General features: G+C 51.0%; 15 protein-coding genes. 9 read left to right on the top strand and 6 right to left on the bottom strand.

Features of this window, described 5'->3' with window-relative positions; translation table 11 throughout:
* Position 1: 1 nt before the first annotated feature.
* The 6 genes from REH51_RS18790 (at position 2) to REH51_RS18765 (ending at position 6,336) form a co-directional block, all read left to right on the top strand.
* Complete coding sequence (locus REH51_RS18790; protein ID WP_009724497.1) at positions 2–346, top strand: hypothetical protein; 345 nt, start codon at positions 2–4, stop codon at positions 344–346.
* 1 nt (position 347) lies between these two features.
* Positions 348–1,208 (top strand): hypothetical protein, encoded by an 861-nt coding sequence (locus tag REH51_RS18785; protein ID WP_498936547.1) that lies wholly within the window; start codon positions 348–350, stop codon positions 1,206–1,208.
* 29 nt (positions 1,209–1,237) lie between these two features.
* Complete coding sequence (locus REH51_RS18780; RefSeq protein WP_498936545.1) at positions 1,238–2,362, top strand: hypothetical protein; 1,125 nt, start codon at positions 1,238–1,240, stop codon at positions 2,360–2,362.
* 12 nt (positions 2,363–2,374) lie between these two features.
* A complete protein-coding gene (locus tag REH51_RS18775) occupies positions 2,375–2,959 on the top strand; it encodes a hypothetical protein (protein WP_009724495.1) in 585 nt (194 codons plus the stop codon).
* A complete protein-coding gene (locus REH51_RS18770; RefSeq protein WP_009724494.1) occupies positions 2,952–4,559 on the top strand; it encodes a hypothetical protein in 1,608 nt (535 codons plus the stop codon). The genes REH51_RS18775 and REH51_RS18770 overlap by 8 nt, the downstream gene beginning before the upstream one ends.
* Positions 4,560–5,118: 559 nt before the next feature.
* Positions 5,119–6,336, top strand: coding sequence for an EAL and HDOD domain-containing protein (locus tag REH51_RS18765; protein WP_009724493.1), 1,218 nt, complete (start codon positions 5,119–5,121; stop codon positions 6,334–6,336).
* Between the two features lie 256 nt (positions 6,337–6,592).
* On the opposite strand, the gene REH51_RS18760 is transcribed toward REH51_RS18765, so the two are convergent.
* The gene (locus tag REH51_RS18760; protein WP_009724492.1) at positions 6,593–6,952 is read right to left on the bottom strand and encodes a hypothetical protein; all 360 of its coding nucleotides are present in this window, start codon (positions 6,950–6,952) and stop codon (positions 6,593–6,595) included.
* A gap of 335 nt (positions 6,953–7,287) precedes the next feature.
* On the opposite strand from REH51_RS18760, the gene REH51_RS18755 reads away from it, so the two are divergent.
* Positions 7,288–10,017, top strand: a complete 2,730-nt coding sequence (locus REH51_RS18755; protein WP_009724491.1) for an HAD-IC family P-type ATPase — start codon at positions 7,288–7,290, stop codon at positions 10,015–10,017.
* A gap of 96 nt (positions 10,018–10,113) precedes the next feature.
* On the opposite strand, the gene REH51_RS18750 is transcribed toward REH51_RS18755, so the two are convergent.
* The 3 genes from REH51_RS18750 to ppnN form a co-directional block, all read right to left on the bottom strand.
* Complete coding sequence (locus tag REH51_RS18750) at positions 10,114–10,314, bottom strand: hypothetical protein (RefSeq protein ID WP_009724490.1); 201 nt, start codon at positions 10,312–10,314, stop codon at positions 10,114–10,116.
* A gap of 124 nt (positions 10,315–10,438) precedes the next feature.
* A complete protein-coding gene (locus REH51_RS18745) occupies positions 10,439–11,164 on the bottom strand; it encodes a sulfite exporter TauE/SafE family protein (RefSeq protein WP_009724489.1) in 726 nt (241 codons plus the stop codon).
* Between the two features lie 84 nt (positions 11,165–11,248).
* Positions 11,249–12,631 (bottom strand): nucleotide 5'-monophosphate nucleosidase PpnN, encoded by a 1,383-nt coding sequence (gene ppnN / locus REH51_RS18740; protein ID WP_039869649.1) that lies wholly within the window; start codon positions 12,629–12,631, stop codon positions 11,249–11,251.
* A gap of 176 nt (positions 12,632–12,807) precedes the next feature.
* On the opposite strand from ppnN, the gene REH51_RS18735 reads away from it, so the two are divergent.
* Positions 12,808–13,710, top strand: a complete 903-nt coding sequence (locus REH51_RS18735) for a LysR family transcriptional regulator (RefSeq protein WP_009724487.1) — start codon at positions 12,808–12,810, stop codon at positions 13,708–13,710.
* 64 nt (positions 13,711–13,774) lie between these two features.
* Here the strand turns inward: REH51_RS18735 and gcvP are convergent, their stop codons facing one another.
* A complete protein-coding gene (gene gcvP, locus REH51_RS18730) occupies positions 13,775–16,669 on the bottom strand; it encodes an aminomethyl-transferring glycine dehydrogenase (RefSeq protein WP_009724486.1) in 2,895 nt (964 codons plus the stop codon).
* Between the two features lie 82 nt (positions 16,670–16,751).
* Complete coding sequence (gcvH, locus tag REH51_RS18725) at positions 16,752–17,141, bottom strand: glycine cleavage system protein GcvH (protein ID WP_009724484.1); 390 nt, start codon at positions 17,139–17,141, stop codon at positions 16,752–16,754.
* A 410-nt stretch (positions 17,142–17,551) separates the two neighbouring features.
* Between gcvH and REH51_RS18720 the strand changes: the two genes are divergently transcribed.
* Complete coding sequence (locus REH51_RS18720; protein WP_009724483.1) at positions 17,552–18,970, top strand: alanine/glycine:cation symporter family protein; 1,419 nt, start codon at positions 17,552–17,554, stop codon at positions 18,968–18,970.
* Positions 18,971–18,993 lie beyond the last annotated feature (23 nt).

The following is an 18,993-nucleotide window of genomic DNA, read 5'->3' as shown; positions in this document are numbered from 1 at the left end:
TATGTACCTAATAGGATTAGCTGCGCGGAGCTATGACCCGCTTGGCGCTTTGCTGTTGCCGCACCGAGAAGGCACGTCGATGGGTGACTTAAGCCGCCGGGTGAGTCGTGTGCGCACGCTAGATGGTGGCGTGGCGGTAACGAATCGCGGGCACAGTCCAGGCGATCGAACCCTAACAATCTCGCTTTCTGGCTTGCCCATGGCTGTAGTTGATCGCGCCCGCCGTCTTGTGCGTCTGCACGCCAGTATCACGGTGTCGATGCCTGATGGCTGCTTTATCGGCGTGCCAAGCGAATACGTGGAGAACAGACAGCTGCTTACCATCCTAGTTACCGAGGAAGCCTAATATGTACTTTGGCCACATTAACAACTTTAAGGCATTGCTTGCAGCGCCTGTCACTGCATCGGGCACCACGATAGAGCTGAAGTCTGGAGCTGACAAAATTGCGGAAGTGCTTGAGCGAGACTCGCGCGTAGCGCTAACACTGTTTGCTTCTGACGGTAGAGGCGGCGACCTAAAAAGGGAAGTAGTGCATGCAACGGAAGTTAATGGCGCTGCTGTAACCGTGATCAGGGGGCAGGAGGGTACTGAAGCCAAAGAGTTTTTCACAGACGAGGGCGTTGAAGCCAGGCTGACAGCAAAGGGGCTGGATGACTTCGCCCATGACGATATTGTAATAATTGGCAGCTCGTCAGTTCTTCAAGGTCAGGCTGGAGTGGCAATTGGCAAAGATGTGATTCTTGGTAGAGAGAACGGCGTCACCGAGCAACTAGGGACCAGTATTGCGATTGGTCTAAGGGCTACCATACGCGCGCTTAACTCGATCGCTGTGGGCGAGGATGCAACGGTTGATGTTAGCGGAGGGCTTAGCGGAGTAGGCGATGCTCTTGCACTTGGTCGCGCATCTAGGGTCACTTTTCAGAAATCAATGGCTATAGGACTTCGTGCAGAGTGCAATAGTACCGACTCGGTTGCGATGGGTACTGACGCAAAAACAAGTGGCGCCGGATCCCTGGCTCTTGGCTCTCAAGCCGAAACGGAGTTTGCTCAGTTTTCTGTTGCCTTGGGCCATATGGCAAAAGCCAGTCAAAACGCCGCAGTGGCGGTGGGTGATCAGGCAAAAGCAGAGAGCCAAGAAGCCATCGCCTTAGGCCTGTTTTCTACCACTCGGGGCATAAGTCAGTTTCAATTGGTTCGGAATCACTAGTTGACGTTCCGGGGCATATTCAGACTGATGTGCTCAACGGTCGCGCTGTGGCTGTGGGTGAGCGCAGTACCGTAACTGCTGAGGGCGGTGTCGCTGTCGGCAGTGACGCGCGCGCAAATGGCACCGCGGCACTTGCTGTTGGGCGCGCGACCCGAGCTACTGGCGATCACAGCATTGCCGTTGGCAGTGGCGCGAACACGGCGTCCTTTGAGGCAATTGCGATAGGCAGGGGGGCTAGCTGTGGCAACGTTAAGTCTGTAGCGCTAGGAGTCGGGGCCAGTGCTTTCGGTTCGTCTGATGTCTGTGTTGGTGAAAACTCCAACACGGCAGGCCCGGGGGCTACCGCAATTGGAAGCGGCGCGGCGGCGCGCGCTAACGGTGCGTCCTCTTTTGGGCAATATTCCTATAGCGACTCGCAAAACGCCACGGCTTTGGGCGTTAACTCTTCAGCAATGGCCAACTTTTCTTTATCGCTCGGCGCTTCGAGCGGAGCGTTTGGGGCTGCTAGCAGCGCCCTATCTCCGGCAGCGGTAACTCTGCAAGAGGGAAGTGTGGCCATAGGTCTGGCGGCTGTTTCAACGCTGGCGGGCGGACGCAAGAGCAACGCACTGCCGTACCTCTCTTTTGAGCCGTTTCCAACTCCTCAGCCACTAATCGATGAGGGGCTAATACCGTCTGGCGTGCCTTACAAGCAGCTCGTTGAGGCAGCTGGTGGTGCAGCTATACCCGATGCCCTGGGGCTTGTTAGCGAGCAAATAGTTTTGGGCAGTGATCTCATAGACCTGACAGACGGTGCGGCATCGACGCAAATCTATCTGCCTCCTCGCGCAATGTTTTTTGTAGACGCATTTGATGTTGTTGTTGTGAGCGCAATAAGCGCTGGCGGCTCGCCTAGTATTCAGATAGGCCCCGACTCGCTGAGCGAAAGCGCCTACCTCACGCCATCTGCAGTGACCAAGACGGCAGCTGGCGGTAGGCAGGTCTTTTCGCCTGCAGTGCAAGATGGCGTCACCTCTCTCCGTGTTTCAGTCGCGAATGCTGGCACCGGCACACTGTCAGTAAAGGTGATCGCGCGCGGCTATGTCATGGAGATGGAAGCGCTTGATCAGAGTGCGATCGGCGGTGGTGGAGGCGGTGGTGGCGATATAGTTTAAAGGAGGTTTAAGGTGCTAAACGCTCAACAGATAAACGTCCTGACACTCAACAGCCCGCAGCCACTTCTATCTAGTCTATTTAACCCGATAGAGCGAACAGAGGTCTATCTGCTCGACATCGGGATTCATCGGGTGCCGATGTCATCATTTCAGGCGACGATGCGGCGGCAAGGGAAATCCTTTCTGCAGGTTATTGTGCCAAATGGGGATGAGTCGTTATCAGCGCTGCAGTATGGCTCCATGATGCGCGTGCAATTGGGGTATTACTACCCAAGCAACGACGAGTTTGATGGTTTAGAGGTTATTGCACAGGTTCCGCTGGAGATTATCAGAAGCGATCAAGGCCCAACGCGAAACACATTGTCGCTGTCTGGGTACGGTGATGTCGAGCAGGGCGCATCAATCACGCGCTCCCTAATAGGCGTTAGCACTCGATCGATAAACCAAGGCGTTCGACGTGTCCGCTGTAGCGTCGATTTGCTGCTAAGGCCTGGCGATACCGCGATTGATCAAGATGGCTCAGAGTTTGTTGTTGATCAGATCCAGTATTTCGTAAACGCAAACAGTGCAGCTATGGAGGTAACCGAAGGTGGGTAAAGCTCGCATACTGGAAGACCTGGGCGAAGGCCGCTACACAATTGAAATCATTGAGTCGCGGGAGCGTGCAGAAATTGCAAAGCAGCAAGCAGGGGCGCGAGCGCTAAGACTGGAAATAGAGATCATAGATCTTACTAACCAGATCTATCAGGCTCAGCTTGCAGTAGATGCCGCGGCTGATTTGCAAAACCAAGCCATCACCCAGTATCAGCAAGAGATTGCCAGCGATGGGGAGTCAGGCGTAAATCTGAGTGAGTTTTCAGAAGCGCTACTTCGTGCAGCGGGTAAGCGTGACGCACTTAGAGCAGAGCGCCGCGCAAAAGAAGCGCTAAAGGCCTCCGATGAGGCGTTAATTGCCCGCGTCAATCGCTTGCCGCCATTACGGCAAATTCAGGCGTGGTGTGCTGACTATACCGAAGAGCTAGAAGGCGAGGTGGCCACGGCTGAGGTGCCTGGGGAAATTGGCAACGTCATTATCAAGCCTGGGTTTGATGGCGGCGAGGATAGCCCGCTAAAAGGAAATTTGTGGTCAGCAGAAACGGATGGCGTTATTCAGCCTGCTTTATCCGGCACACCTGCTGGAGTATTTTACAATCTAGCTATGATGCCCGGCTGGCAAAAGTGGCGGCCTACGTATCGCGTGGCCACCATTACTGCGCTAGACGGTGACGCTTGCACCATCGTCCTTGATTTCGCCACCAGCAGCCAGCAGCAGCTGCCGGTAAATGAACGCAGTCAGTACGAAAGCGTACCCATTCTCTACATGGACTGCAACGGCGTAGCCTTTGAAGAAGGCGATCGTGTGCTAGCCGCCTTTGCTGGCAATGTTGATGGACCCACCGTGGTAGGGTTTGAATCAGAGCCAAGATCATGCGGCATTAGTTTCGACCTGCAGCACTTTTCGAACTGGAACGGCTACTCCTATCAATTCCGCACCACTGACAATGGATTCGATAATCCTGACTTCGACGCAGGGGTTGGTGAGAACTGGCCAGATCTAGACGACAGTATCACCTGGGTTGAAAACGGGGAACCCGGCACGCTGGCGTATTACTTTGTCAGCTCAAAAGAAATAATTGCCTTCAAGATGCGTCTTTACTCGTTCAGCCCTTCAGCAATGATGACACTTGCGTTTTATGAGTGTGATGCGAACAGGGTGCCGATCGCGTTGGTTTATAGCCTACAGAAAGAAACGAGCACAATTTATCTAGATGAGCAGCTTGACCTGCCGGTGACTTTCAAGAGCGATACCATTTATATGGTCGCTGCTATCAGCACTTATCGGTACTACCCAGCTGTTATCGAGTTTTTTCCAGCCTGCATTCCTGACGCGCATTTTTCCGCTAGCCAATTCGTGGAAAGCTATCCGTTTATTGACATCATTCTGCCCCCTGGCGGCGGGCTTTATGGATACTCGGGTAAGTGGCGCGCAAGTGCGATTAACAGTTTAGTGGGGCAGCTACCTGATACTACCTATAAGCTTTCCATTTCAGCCTCGTCATTCCCACCTGATGCTGGCGACTATAGCGGACTCATTAACATCATGCCGTTTGCGATTAACCCGAAGAGCGACCCAGTCCCATATGAGTCTTATGGTTAGCCTTGCATTCACAGCCAAGGCGACTGAAAACTACCGTGTAACCTGTTGATATTTATAGAGCGTATTAGCCGTATTGGCTGGCGCTAAAATGCTATGTTATCTATTTTTAATCAATAGCTTACTGAGATAGTCGCGTGAAAATGGGGTTGCAAAGGTCGCAGGTTCGAATCCTGTCACTCCGACCAAACAGACAAAACGGTCACTTAGCTATTACAGCGGTGGCCGTTTTTTTGGTTTTAAATCTTCCTTCCACACTAGTACTCATTAGCATAAGTCGCCATCAGCTTAATCGGTGAAAGCTAGCCTATGATCTGCTCTCTGCGTTGACTTGGTAAGTCCGTCGTCTAGAGTTTGCCCGTTTTGAGATGACCTGTGCTGCACCCTCTGCTGAGCGGTGTGGGGGGGTTGTAAGGTTTTTTATTCTAAATGATCGAGGTTGTTCAGCTAGTGCTCATTAGTTAATCAATATGGCATGCTAAATAAAACTAATTAAGGTACATTACCGCTATTTAAGTAGACTTGCGTATAGGGATTGCTAGTCGAATGTAATGGAGATGTTATGGCTGAACAAACGTCGCTTGCGACGCTTATGGCAACCCAACCTATTTTTGATCGTCACCAAAAAATGGTTGCTGCTGAGCTACTATATCGAAGCGACGATAATCGTAGCGTTTTTGATGTTGGTGAAAAACAGGCGACCACTGAGCTGCTTTATAACCTCGGCACCGGTATCACAGAGCAGATTAGTCATTTTCAAACACTGGTGTTTATTAATGTGTCGGCAGATTTTCTTATGTCGCGAGCATTTTTGCCTGTGCCGCCTGAAAACGTAGTCATCGAACTCGTTGAGCGCATAGAGCCGACGCAAGCGCTTGTCGAAAGTGTGCGTCATTGGTATCAGCAAGGGTTTCGCTTTGCGCTGGATGATTTTGAATTTAAGCCCAGTTGGCACTCTCTTTTAGATTACGCTTCCTACATTAAAGTTGATACTTTAGGCGCTAATCCGCAGGAAGTTTTAAGAAAAAAAGATGCCCTTTCTCATTATCCGGTTGCATGGCTTGCCGAGCGCGTTGAAACCAAAGAAGAGTATGAAATCTACTACGATGCGGGTTTTGAGCTATTCCAAGGTTATTATTTTGCTAAACCGTCTATTATTTATGGCAAAGTGTTACCCCCGTCTTCGCTACAGTTCACACGAATTTTGAGTGCGCTATCCAATCAAAATGTAGGTATTAGTGAACTTGCTGAGATGGTGTCTGCAGATCCCAACCTCGCCTTTAAGCTACTTAAAATTGCCAATAGCCCGCTCTATCGTGGCCATTTGCCGGTCGAAAGCGTGCATGATGTAATTTCTCGTCTTGGGTTAGACTATCTTCGTCGCTGGATGCTGATTTTCGGTGTGTTGAAAGACAGTACGCGAGAACATGCTGAGTTAATTCTTACTCGTGCTCATTTGTGCGAGCTACTGACAAAAGCGCATCAAGTTCGAGGCAGCCGAGGAGCTGATGCCTATTTGGTGGGGCTGATGTCGGGCGTCGACTTACTGCTTAAGATTGATCCATCGACATTTATCGAGTCAGTTAACGTCAGTAAAGCGATTGCTGACGCAGTTGTGAATGAAACAGGCATTCTTGGCAAGCAGCTTAAATTGGCACGCAAGATTGAGCGGTGTGTGATGTTAAAGCATATGGATGTATTGGAGCCGTCTTGGCTGGAGCTATATTGCCAAGCGCGTAGGCATGCGGTTGAGGTTGTAAAGCTTTCGGAAACACTATGATTATCTGGCAAAGCCGGTGACGTGAGCTTAGCTATTTGGCGGTGACCGTTTTCTGGAGTGGTAAGCAGAAAGCGTCTTATCTGTAGCCACGTAGCTTTGGCCTCATAGGTAAGATCTTAAAGTTCTGGTCTTAAAGTTCTAGCCTCCTAATAACCCCTAAGTGAGATGTCATGCTGAGGCCATCAGCAAGTAAATTGGCGAAGCCTAGAACATAAGCGCCATCAGTGGTCAGACACCTGCGCAAAAAGCCACAGAATCAGAGCTCGCACCAAATTCGCTCGCGTAAGTCCTCGCTGAGTTCCGATACCTTGCGCATGCGGTTAAAAGTGGCCTCTGTCATGTCTCCTGCGATGCTGTGGTAGCAAGCTGCCATTGATGCTGGGGTTTGAGGTCCTTCAAAACCGAGCATGCAGCAGGTTAGCTTGCTGTAGATGGGGGCCACGGTTGAAATGAAATCAAGCTCATACCGAAGTGCTTCGTTAACAGTTTCTAGCCAGACGCGTTGCAGCTTTGCGGCCGAATGTGTGGCTTCCACCCAAGGCTGATGCCAAAGAACCAGTATCGTATCCTTGTTGGTTGTATTCGCTGTCAGGTTGGGAAACATTAACGTTGTCATTGTATTGGTTCCTTATGTGCAGTTAGGAGTCGAACCCTGTTAGGAATAGCATAGTCGCGCCCGGAATAAAGGTTGTCATTAGTAGCTGCTTCTTTGACGCTGATCATATTTTTACTAACTACGAGAAGGTTTAGCTCTTTAGTTTGATTCTTACGACCTATTCCAAAAATTAACGGATCAAAATAGCTAATTAAATGCTGAGCGACGCTACTTAGCCTGGGTGGCGTGGCGTTTTTTGCGTTGCATCATTTCCTTGTTACTTTATGGATAACAGTAGTACTGCAGCGCAGCAACCTGCTGTAAGCTGACAATATATTTAACAAGGGAGCTTATGGATGGAAAACCCTCAAACACCTGCCAAGTCATCGCGAGAGTGGCATAGTGCCTCGATAGATCAAGTGCTTGAGTGGCAGGGTGTTACTGCCGACGGCCTATCTACCACTGAGGCTCAAGCGCGTATAGAGCGCTATGGTCCGAATCGTCTTCAGCAGGCCCAGGGGCGACCTTGGTATCGACGTTTACTAGATCAGCTCAATAATATTTTAATTCTTATTCTGCTGGTTGCTGCTGTTGCCAGTTTCCTGCTTGGGCATGTAATAGACTCTGCGGCCATTGTGGGAGTGGTGGCCGTGATTGCGCTGATTGGTTTTATCCAGGAAGGAAAAGCTGAACAGGCACTTGATAGCATCCGTAACATGCTGTCTCCCCAGGCCAACGTCTTACGAGACGGTAAGCGCACCACAATTCCTGCCGAAGCGTTAGTGCCTGGGGATATCGTGCTAGTAGAGAGCGGTGACCGGATACCAGCGGACGTGCGATTGATTGAAGCGCGACGTTTTCGCACTGAAGAGGCGGCTTTAACAGGAGAGTCGGTTCCTGTGGAGAAGCAGGCTGGCCCTGTTAATGCAGATACGGATCTTGCTGAGCGCAGCAGTATGGCGTTCGCCAGCACGATCGTGGTGCAAGGCAATGCCCGTGGTTTGGTAGTTGAAACGGGGCGTCACACTGAAATCGGTAAAATTTCAGAACTTCTGCGTGGTGTGGAAAAAATTAAAACGCCGCTGCTTCAGCAGCTTGATCGAGCGGGCAGGGTGCTCGCAGTTTTTATCTTAGCTGCGGCAGCCATTACCGCGTTGTTAGGTACGTTACTTCACGATCAGCCCGCTGCGGATATGTTCATGGCTGCTGTTGGGCTGGCGGTAGCCGCTATTCCCGAAGGGCTACCCGCCATTGTCACCATAGGGCTCGCGCTTGGCGTGCAAAGCATGGCGAAGCGCAACGCGATTATTCGCCGGCTTCCTGCAGTAGAAACGTTGGGCTCTATCTCGACTATTTTTTCCGATAAAACGGGCACGCTGACGCGCAATGAAATGACAGCTCAAGCGATTTGGCTGGGTGACGAGCAATTTATCATCGATGGCATTGGGTTTGCGCCCAAAGGTGCTTTTTATCGACTGCACGCCAGCGGTGAACCAGAGTCGGAACGTGTCGATGTGTCTAGCACTCTTCCGTTAAGCGATTTCTTGCGTGCGGGCGTATTGTGTAACGACACAGAGCTACATCAGCAGGCGGGGCAGTATCAGATTTACGGTGACCCAACAGAGGGCGCGTTGGTGGTTGCCGGGGAAAAAGCAGGGCTTAGTACGTCGGAGGTGCGCCAACAGTTTCCGCGGCTTGATGCGATTCCTTTCGAGTCAGATTTTAAGTATATGGCCACGCTGCATGCAGAAGCTGACGGTCAGCGTGTCTTTGTAAAGGGAGCGCCTGATCGCTTGATAGAAATGTGCGATAGCGTTGCTACCAAGCAAGGCGCTATCGACATTGATCGTAATGAGTGGGAAAACCGTATTCACGAACTTTCCTCGCAGGGTTTACGCGTGCTGGCCATTGCGGATAAACCAGCTTCGGCTATTGATGAGCTTGATCATCACCATATTGATGGCGGGTTGCGCTTATTGGGAATTATTGGCTTGCTAGACCCGCCAAGAGAAGAGGCGATTGAGGCGGTTAAGCGTTGCCAACAAGCGGGTATTCGTCCCGTTATGATTACCGGTGATCATGCTTCAACAGCGCTGGCTATTGCCAAACAGCTGGGGTTTGCGCAAACCCAGAAAGCGCTTACTGGGCGAGAAATTGAAGCGATGTCCGATGCAGCGTTAGAAGACATCATTTTAGATATTGATGTCTTTGCTCGAGCATCACCCGAGCACAAACTGCGTTTAGTTAAGGCGATGCAGGCGCGGGGCGGCGTTTGTTCCATGACCGGGGATGGGGTCAATGATGGTCCCGCCTTAAAGCGTGCTGATGTCGGCGTTGCGATGGGCGTGCAGGGGACTGAGGCAGCGAAAGATGCTTCTGAAATGGTGTTGGCAGATGATAACTTCGCAACAATCGTCAGTGCTATTGAAGAAGGCCGCAAAGTCTACGATAACATCCGTAAAACGATTACCTTTATTCTACCCACTAACGGCGCTCAGGGCTTGGCCATCATGCTGGCGGTGCTATCTGGCTCGGTGCTGCCGGTAACGCCGCTTCAGGCCCTTTGGGTAAACATGGTGGTGGCGATTACTTTAGGGTTAGCACTAGCGTTTGAAACGGGCGAAAAAGACTTGATGGCTCGCCAGCCAAGAGACCCTAAAGCACCGCTGCTTGATCTGTTTTTATTGTGGCGGGTGATTTTTGTTTCTGTACTGCTGCTTGTTGGCGTCTTCGGAATGTTTTCTTGGATACTCAACCAAGGCGGCAACGAAGCATTAGCGCGTGCAGGGGCGGTCAATATGCTGGTCACTGGCAGTGCCGCTTATTTAATCAATAGCCGCTTTTTAATCAACAGTACGCTGTCGTTTGCCGGTGTTTTTGGCAGCCGGCCGGTATGGATTGCTATCATGATGGTGATGCTGCTCCAAATGGCGTTTACTTATCTGCCCTTTATGCAGCTTATCTTTGGTAGCGAAGGCTTAAGCGCTGTGCATTGGCTAGCCATCATTTTAAGTAGCGGGATGATTTACCTATTAATTGAGGCGGAGAAAATGGGGTGGCGCATGCTCAAGGCCAAGCAGAAATAAGCCAATACCTATTTGTGAAAGATCAGCGCCACCTAGGGGAATTGAATAACAAGCCAAAGGTGGCGCAACCGTACTCATTTTAGCTGAGCAGTCTATTTAACCTTGGGAGTGGTGATCCGCAAGCGCGGCTGCAATGGCTTCTTCCCATTGGCCGGCGGTAACTTCCCAGTGTGCCATTTCATCCTGATCTGGCGCCCCTTCGGAGGCGGCATTCAGCTCTTCAGGGGAGTAGCGTTCAAAGCAATGTTTGGCGAACGCTTTGGTTTTTCCATCCCGAAGCTGATCAATCATTTCCATAATGTTTATCCTTTCCTTGGTGGTAGTTTCCACCTTGCCATTAACGCCTAGGCAAGGAGTCACGACTGCTCCATGAGTGTAGCGGCTTGATATCATTTCTGCCCAGCGGTGAGGCAGTAATGGCTTAAAGCGTAGCATCCAAAATAATTTTGACTGCAATTCCTGCCAGCAATAGCATGATGAGATTATCAAACCAGCGATGTGGCAAGCGTTTACCAAGCTGAGCGCCGATGGGCATGCCTGCAAGAATGATGAATAGTGCTATAAAGCTGTAAAATGTGCGCTCCAACGTTAATATTTCGGCACTCAGCAGTGCGGGTATTTGAACGCAGGTAATCGCGACAAAAAACACGGAGATAGAGCCGATAAACACTCGGCGCTCTAGTTGCATTGCGTTTAGAAACGTTACAGACGCGGGGGCTGACATGCCCGCAGCGCCTTGCAGTACGCCGGCTAGCAAACCGACAGGTAGCACGATGCGTTCTGCAGTAGCGAAAGGAAGGGCGAGCGTTCGCTTTGCCAATTTGATGACCAAATAGAGCACTATTGATGCTGCCACTCCGAGCGATAAAAGAGTGGGTGAAAGCACGACTAATCCCCATGTGCCAAGCACAATGCCTAACCCACCTGAAAGAGAGAAGGCAGCGAGAAAACGTAGTGGCAACAAATGATGCCGGTATTGCCAAACCTGTAAAACATTGCTGAATAAATTGGGGGCAATTAATACGGCAATGGCTAGCTTCACGTCGTAGAGCATGGTGAGAACAGGTACGACTATGACCGGCACGCCAGAACCAATAGCACCTTTGACGATGCCTGCGGCAACCAACGTTAAAAAAGCAATAATCACGGTGAGCTTCCTGACGCATCAGGCACAGCGGCTTGGCTGTGCCTGATAAGTGATGTGCTGACGAGATTAGTTATCTGAACCTAGCTACCTAAGAACATAGCAGGGTGTATAAGCCTGCCCATCAAGCTTCATGCGTCCTTGGGCGACAAATGAGGTTAATAGCTCGTCTAGGCGCTGCATGAGTTCTGGTTCAGCGGTTAACTCAAAAGGGCCATGGGCTTCAATCGCTCGAATACCCGGCTCTTTAACGTTGCCAGCCACAATGCCAGAAAAGGCGCGACGCAAGTTGGCCGCTAGTTCATGGGTAGGCTGCTGACGGTGAAGCGCTAGACCGCGCATAGCTTCGTGAGTGGGCTCGAAGGGCGCCTGAAAGTCACGCGCAATGGTAAGACGCCAGTTGTAGTAGAAAGCGTCCTGATGTTTGCGACGGAAGTCCGCGATCTCGTCAATTTCTTCACGCATTTTGCGTGCGACGGCCACGGGGTTGCCGGTAATAATAGTGTAGTAGCGGCGGATATCCTCGCCCAGTGTATAAACCAAGAACTCATCAATTTTCTGGAAATACTCAGCGGAATTGGCAGGGCCGGTAAACACAAGTGGGAAGGGGATATCGTGATTGCTTGGGTGAAGCAGAATTCCCAGTAGGTAAAGAATTTCTTCTGCAGTACCCACACCACCCGGGAAAACAATAATACCGTGCCCTAAGCGCACGAATGCTTCCAAGCGCTTTTCGATATCTGGCATCACAACCAGTTCGTTAACGATAGGGTTGGGCGCTTCGGCGGCAATGATACCTGGCTCAGAGATGCCCAAATAGCGGCCATCTTTACGGCGCTGTTTTGCGTGAGCGACGTTAGCCCCTTTCATGGGGCCTTTCATGGCGCCGGGGCCACAGCCCGTGCAGATGTCTAGATCTCGCAGGCCAAGGTGATAACCAACATCCTTGGTGTATTCGTACTCTTCCCTGGAAATTGAGTGGCCACCCCAGCACACCACCAAGCTTGGATCACGTCCAGGCTTCAGCGTGCCTGCTTTGCGCAGGATATGAAACACCGCGTTAGTTGTGCCTTCACCGGTGGTTAGGTCAAACCGTTTGTGGTGCTGGATTTCGTTGTAAACATAAACAATATCACGAAGGACCGACGACAAGTGTTCACGTATGCCGCGAATCATACGTCCGTCAACAAAGGCTTCAGCGGGGGCATTGGTTAACTTAAGACGGATGCCTCGGTCTTGCTGTAAGACTTCAATATCAAAGTCTTTATAGGCTTCCATGATGGCCAAACTATCATCCGTTGGGCTGCCGCAGTTAAGCACCGCGAGTGCACAGCGGCGTAGCAAGTCATGCAAGCCGCTTTTAGAGGTGCTTTTTAGGCGGTTGACCTCATGCTGAGAAAGCACTTCGAGGCTCCCTTCCGGGGAGATAATGCTGGAAATGGTTGCGCGCGGCATTGGGAGTTGCGTCATTAGTCTGGCTGTCCCTAATCATATTGTTAACGAATCTACATACTATCACGGCGTTTACTAATTGAATTCAAGCAATAAGAGCAGTGCCGTCCCTTAGCGTCCGTTTAATAGTCGGATTGTGCTACCCTGTGCCTTCGTTGAGAGCACACGGTGGCTAGTCAAGATGGCGTTTTATTATGTTTAATGCCCAGTATTTTCGGACGTTTATAACGTTAGTGGAAACGGGGAGTTTCACACGTACCGCGCGCCGTTTGGAGATGACGCAGCCGGGCGTCAGCCAGCATATTCGCAAGTTGGAAAGCTATTTAGATAAGCCGTTGATTGAAAGAAAAGGCAGAAGTTTTACGCTAACGGAGTCTGGGCGAAGGGCTTATGATTATGCGTTGAAGCTGTTTGCCGAACATGAACAGTTTCGCCATGGTTTAGATGACGATTCACTGGATAGCGGCGAGTGCCGGATTGCATCCCCTGGAAGTGTTGGGCTGATGTTTTATCCTTTCATTCTTGGCCAACAGCAGATGCATCCTAATCTAACTGTAAATTACAGTTTCGCTTTTAATCACGAAATCGTTAACGACCTGCTTGAAGGTCGCTATGATATTGGCATTGTGACTGAGCAGGTCAACCATACCGAACTTACCTGCACGGTATGGCACAAAGAGCCACTGTGTTTGGTAGTGCCTGCTGATTTTGCTGGTAGCACGCTATCCGACCTGATGGGTATTGGTTTTCTTAATTACTACGACGGTATCAATCACGCCAATGCACTGCTGCGCGCCAATTATCCAGACGAATTTCGTTCGATGACCCATTTTCGTCATCAGGGGTTTACTAACGAAGTAAGCATGGTGCTGGATGCGGTCGCTCGAGGCTTAGGTTTTACCGTTGTCTCACGCCTGGTGTTAGAAACGTCCCCCTGGCAACGCCAGGTAAAAGCGCTAGCATTACCCCAAGGGATTAATGAAGTGCTTTACCTGTTGCGCCGACGAGATTCGGTCTTACCGAAGCGGTATGAAAAGCTTTTGGATGGTTTTCATCACCAACGCTTGCAAGAAAAAACGCCCCTGGTGCCCGAATAACGAGCGCCAAGGGCGTTTAAGAGACAAGGATACCTTGTCTGCTTAAGAGCGTATGTGTTGAGTATTAGCGGCGATATTCATCAATGCTAGGGCAAGAGCAGATGAGCTGCCGATCACCGAATACGTTATCAACACGGTTAACCGCAGGCCAATACTTCGACGCAGCAACAGCTTCTGTTGGGAAGGCGCCCAGCTTGCGGTCATAAGGACGTTGCCACTCGTTATCCATCAAGTCCGCTTGTGTATGAGGAGCATTTACCAACGGGTTGTTATCCAGCGGCCATTCACCCTCTTCAACGCGTGCAATTTCATCTCGAATCGCGATCATGGCATCGCAGAATCGGTCAATTTCGTAGAGCGACTCAGATTCTGTGGGCTCGATCATTAATGTGCCTGGCACAGGGAACGACATAGTCGGCGCATGAAAGCCGTAGTCCATCAGGCGCTTAGCAATATCTTCTTCACTGATACCGGAAGCACTCTTGAGCGGGCGAATATCAATGATGCATTCGTGGGCAACATTGCCGTTTTTGCCACGGTACAGAATAGGATAAGCACTCTCTAATCGCTTGGCGATATAGTTAGCATTAAGAATAGCTAGTTCGGTGGCTTCTCGAAGCCCACGTGCCCCCATCATCTTAATGTAAGCCCAAGAGATGGGCAGAATTGACGCGCTACCAAATGCAGCGGCGGAGACAGCACCGTTTTCTGGGTTGACACCATTAATAGGCGTAACCACGTGATTGGAAACGAAGGGGGCAAGGTGGGCTTTAACACCAATGGGCCCCATCCCCGGGCCGCCACCACCGTGGGGTATACAAAATGTTTTGTGCAGATTGAGGTGCGAGACATCACCACCGAAGTCGCCGGGCCGCGTCAAACCCACTTGAGCATTCATGTTGGCTCCATCCACATACACTTGGCCGCCATGCTGATGTACTACCTCGCAAACCTTGCGAACATGGGATTCAAATACACCGTGGGTAGAGGGATAGGTGATCATTACTGCGGAGAGGCGATCACTGTGCTGCTCGGCTTTGCGCGTTAGGTCATCCAAGTCAATGTTGCCGTTGGCGTCACACTCAACAACCACGACGTCCATGCTAAGCATGGCTGCAGATGCTGGGTTAGTACCGTGGGCAGAGCTAGGGATCAAGCACACGTCGCGATGTGCTTCCCCTTGTGCTGCCTGATAACGACGAATGGCAAGCAGGCCCGCGTATTCACCTTGGGCACCGGAGTTGGGCTGCATGGAAATATGATCGTAACCCGTCACTTCCACTAAGAAGGCGGCTAGCTCATCAATCATTTGATGATAGCCGGCCACTTGATCGCGAGGGGCGAATGGGTGGAGGTGCGCAAACGCAGGCCAGGAGATCGGAATCATTTCACTAGTAGCGTTTAGCTTCATGGTGCACGAACCCAACGGGATCATGGCATGAGCCAAGGAAAGGTCCTTGTTCTCTAGGCGTTTCAAGTAACGCAGCATCTCTGTTTCGCTGCGATAACGGGTAAACGTGGGGTGTTCCAAAAAGCTGCTTTCACGCCGATACATCGGCGGAATGCCGCTGAGTTCGTCACTAATGACCTGTCCATCAAGCGTTGCGACGGACAAGCCGTGCTCATCGCCTAACAGCACATCAAACAGCGTCGCGACGTCGTGAGCCGTTGTCGTTTCATCCAGGCTAATGCCCACATCGCCATTGGCGAAGTAATGAAGGTTGATATCATGCGTCATGGCGCGGCCATGAATTTTACCCGCATCTACTTGGGTCAGGCGGAGTGTATCAAACCAGCTGTCGTTCGCTAACGTGACCCCACCTTGCTTAAGGCCTTCCGCTAACAAAGTAGTGAGGCGATGCACGCGGCCTGCAATTTTGCGAAGACCTTCTGCACCATGGTAGGTGGCGTAGAAGCCAGCAATATTGGCTAGTAGTGCCTGAGCAGTACAAATATTGGAGGTCGCTTTCTCGCGGCGGATATGCTGCTCGCGGGTTTGCATAGCCATGCGCAATGCAGTGTTACCGCGGCTATCTTTGGATACACCAATAATGCGGCCAGGAATTGAGCGTTTCAGTTTGTCGGATGTGGCAAAGAAGGCCGCGTGTGGGCCACCAAAGCCCATGGGGACGCCAAAACGCTGGGAGTTTCCGACGACGATGTCTGCGCCCATTGCCCCTGGCTCTTTCAGTAGCACTAGGCTCAATAGATCCGTGGCGACGCAAGTCATGATGCCGCGCTCTTTGGCAGCGCTTAGTAGAGAGGAGATGTCAGTGATGTTGCCACTGGCGGAAGGGTATTGCACCAGGGCACCAAACACATCGTGCTCTGCCAGCGTTTCTGCGGGGCCAGTGATTAGCTGAAAGCCAAAAAACTCCGCGCGAGTTTTAATAACGTCTAACGTTTGCGGAAATAGATCATCAGCAACAAAGAAAGCCGTTGACTTACTTTTCTTGTTACTGCGCTTGCATAGCGCCATCGCTTCCGCAGCGGCGGTCGCTTCGTCCAGCAGTGAAGCATTGGCAAGCTCCATGCCGGTTAAATCCATAATGACCTGCTGAAAGTTAAGCAAGCCCTCTAAGCGGCCTTGAGAGATTTCAGGTTGATAAGGCGTATAAGCGGTGTACCAGCCCGGGTTTTCCAGCACATTACGCTGTATTACCGCCGGCATGTGGGTGCCGTAGTAACCTTGGCCGATGTAGCTTTTAGCCACTCGATTTTGGCGCGCCAGCTGGCTTAGGTAGTCTAGCGCTTCTGCTTCGCTGCGTGGGTCGTCCAGGGCTAACTCGCGGCCAAGGCGGATATCGCTTGGCACGGTTTGCTCAATAAGTTCTTCCATGCGCTGCATGTTGAGCGCTTTTAACATGGTGTCGACATCAGCGGGGCTAGGCCCATTGTGGCGTTTGATAAAAGCATCGTGGTCGGCCAATTCGGCCAAACGGCGTGTTTCAAATGGCATGGGAAGGTTCCGAACGTAATGAGAAAACCGTGCAGGGGCGAAAGAAACTAGAAAGCCTGCTGAGCGCAGGCTTTCTGGCTAATTAATCGTCTGAGCTAAGTGTTGCTTGGTAAGCATCTGCGTCTAACAAGCCTTCAAGGGCTGTATCGGTTAGGCGTACTTTCATGATCCAACCACCTTCGTAAGGCGCTTCGTTAACTGTTTCAGGCGAATCTTCGAGTGCCTCGTTAACTTCGATAACTTCGCCGTTAACCGGTGAGTAAAGGTCAGAAGCAGCCTTAACAGATTCGATAACGCCGAACTCTTGGCCTTTATTGAGTGCCTGACCGACTTCTGGCAGCTCAACAAAAACAACGTCGCCCAGCGCTTCTTGGGCATGATCAGTAATGCCGATCGTGACGGTACCGTCTTGGTGGTCAAGTACCCATTCGTGGCTTTCGGCATAACGGAGATTGGCAGGAAGATTGCTCATGATGATTCCCTTTATGAAACAGTTGTCTGGACAGAAGCATACTAACGCCTGTCGTTCGCCTTGGCGACTATTGGCCAGCTCTGAATAAGGCGATCTGTGACACATGTTAACGTGTTTCCAATCGGAAACAAATTTCTTCAACGCCTCATAATGGCAAAAAAGTGTCTTTGAGTTTCATGATGCTTTACGTCTACTAGGATTTGTAAAAACAGATGCTTTCTCTGCTGAGTTGCGACATTGCAATGGATGCGAACTAGGAAAATGGTGTAAAACATGCAGATCATGCGTTTTTTCAAAGCGTAAGACGCGCTATGGTGGAAACGTTTGATGACACAACTACATTAAACAAGGCAGCCCGACTGCCCGGTACCCATAATAAACGAGCTAACGAACAGGGTAAGGAGAAACGTGTGGAAACATTAACTAGCCTCCTAGGGGCAATTAACGGGGTCGTTTGGGGCCCGATAATGTTGGTCCTATTGCTAGGTGTGGGGATTTACTTACAGATTGGCTTGAAACTGATGCCGATCAGAAAGCTCGGTGTGGGTTTCAAGCTAATGTGGCAAGGCCGCGCCCCTAAGCCCAGCCAAGCAGAAGCTGATCAGGCGTCATCTGACAAGGCTGACAAAGACGGTGAAATTTCACCTTTTGATGCACTAATGACGGCGCTTTCCGCCACGATTGGCACAGGTAACATTGCCGGTGTGGCAACGGCTATCGCGCTTGGTGGCCCAGGCGCTGTGTTCTGGATGTGGATCACTGCGTTAGTGGGGATGGCGACTAAATTTGCCGAAGCGGTTCTAGCTGTACGCTATCGTGAAACCGATAGCACCGGGTACCACGTGGGTGGCCCGATGTTCTATATAAAAAATGGCTTGGGTAAAAAATGGCTCTGGCTAGGCGGGTTGTTTTCATTCTTTGGTGCGATAGCGGCTTTTGGTATCGGTAATACCGTACAGTCCAACTCTGTGGCCGATGCCATGGACTCCACCTTTGGTGTGCCGCATTGGCTAACCGGTGTGATTATCATGGTGTTGGCGGGGGCTGTCATCCTGGGCGGTATTAAGCGCATTGCAAAAGTAGCGGGTAAGCTAGTGCCCATCATGGGTATTGCTTACGTGATTGCCGGGCTGCTGGTGCTGATCGTTAATGCAAGTCAAATTGGTGAAGCGTTTGGTTTGATTTTCTATTACGCCTTTAATCCGATGGCAGCGGCAGGTGGCTTTGCTGGTGCGGCAGTGATGGCAGCCATCCGCTTTGGTGTAGCACGGGGTATTTTCTCTAACGAAGCAGGTTTAGGTAGTGCGCCAATTGCCCACGCAGCAGCGCAGACCAAAAACCCTGTTCGCCAAGGCCTCATCGCCATGCTGGGCACCTTTATCGATACCATCATCGTTTGTACGATTACCGCGTTGGTTATTCTGACCTCCACGGTGTGGATTGATGGTGAGGCGGGCGCATCGCTGACAGCACTTTCGTTCGATGCCGCACTGCCCGGTTTCGGTAATCAGATAGTTGCAGTTGCCTTGGCTGTGTTTGCATTCACCACGATCCTTGGCTGGTCTTTCTACGGCGAAAAGTGCTGTCAGTTCCTGTTCGGTACACGTTCGATTATGCTGTACCGCGTGCTGTTCGTTCTGGCAATCCCGCTTGGTGCTATCGCGCAGCTTGGTTTTATTTGGCTGATGGCTGATACCTTTAACGCTATGATGGCCATTCCGAACTTGATCGCGCTGGCGCTGCTTTCGCCGGTGGTATTCAAACTCACCCGTGATTACTTTGCAGGCAAAGACGTACTGCCAGGTGAAGCGCTTGATCATGATAAGTAATCTCTGCCCAACGTAATATGGGC

The organism is Halomonas bluephagenesis (assembly GCF_054790765.1).
The sequence above is the reverse complement of the archived record's forward strand: the minus strand, read 5'-3'. Positions and strand labels throughout refer to the sequence as shown.

Coding starts and splice junctions, on each gene's coding strand:
- REH51_RS18735 (WP_009724487.1), top strand. CDS start 12,808: ATGTTTAATGCCCAGTATTTTCGGACGTTTATAACGTTAGTGGAAACG.
- gcvP (WP_009724486.1), bottom strand. CDS start 16,669: ATGCCATTTGAAACACGCCGTTTGGCCGAATTGGCCGACCACGATGCT.
- REH51_RS18785 (WP_498936547.1), top strand. CDS start 348: ATGTACTTTGGCCACATTAACAACTTTAAGGCATTGCTTGCAGCGCCT.
- REH51_RS18755 (WP_009724491.1), top strand. CDS start 7,288: ATGGAAAACCCTCAAACACCTGCCAAGTCATCGCGAGAGTGGCATAGT.
- ppnN (WP_039869649.1), bottom strand. CDS start 12,631: ATGACGCAACTCCCAATGCCGCGCGCAACCATTTCCAGCATTATCTCC.
- REH51_RS18765 (WP_009724493.1), top strand. CDS start 5,119: ATGGCTGAACAAACGTCGCTTGCGACGCTTATGGCAACCCAACCTATT.
- REH51_RS18790 (WP_009724497.1), top strand. CDS start 2: ATGTACCTAATAGGATTAGCTGCGCGGAGCTATGACCCGCTTGGCGCT.
- REH51_RS18750 (WP_009724490.1), bottom strand. CDS start 10,314: ATGGAAATGATTGATCAGCTTCGGGATGGAAAAACCAAAGCGTTCGCC.
- gcvH (WP_009724484.1), bottom strand. CDS start 17,141: ATGAGCAATCTTCCTGCCAATCTCCGTTATGCCGAAAGCCACGAATGG.
- REH51_RS18760 (WP_009724492.1), bottom strand. CDS start 6,952: ATGACAACGTTAATGTTTCCCAACCTGACAGCGAATACAACCAACAAG.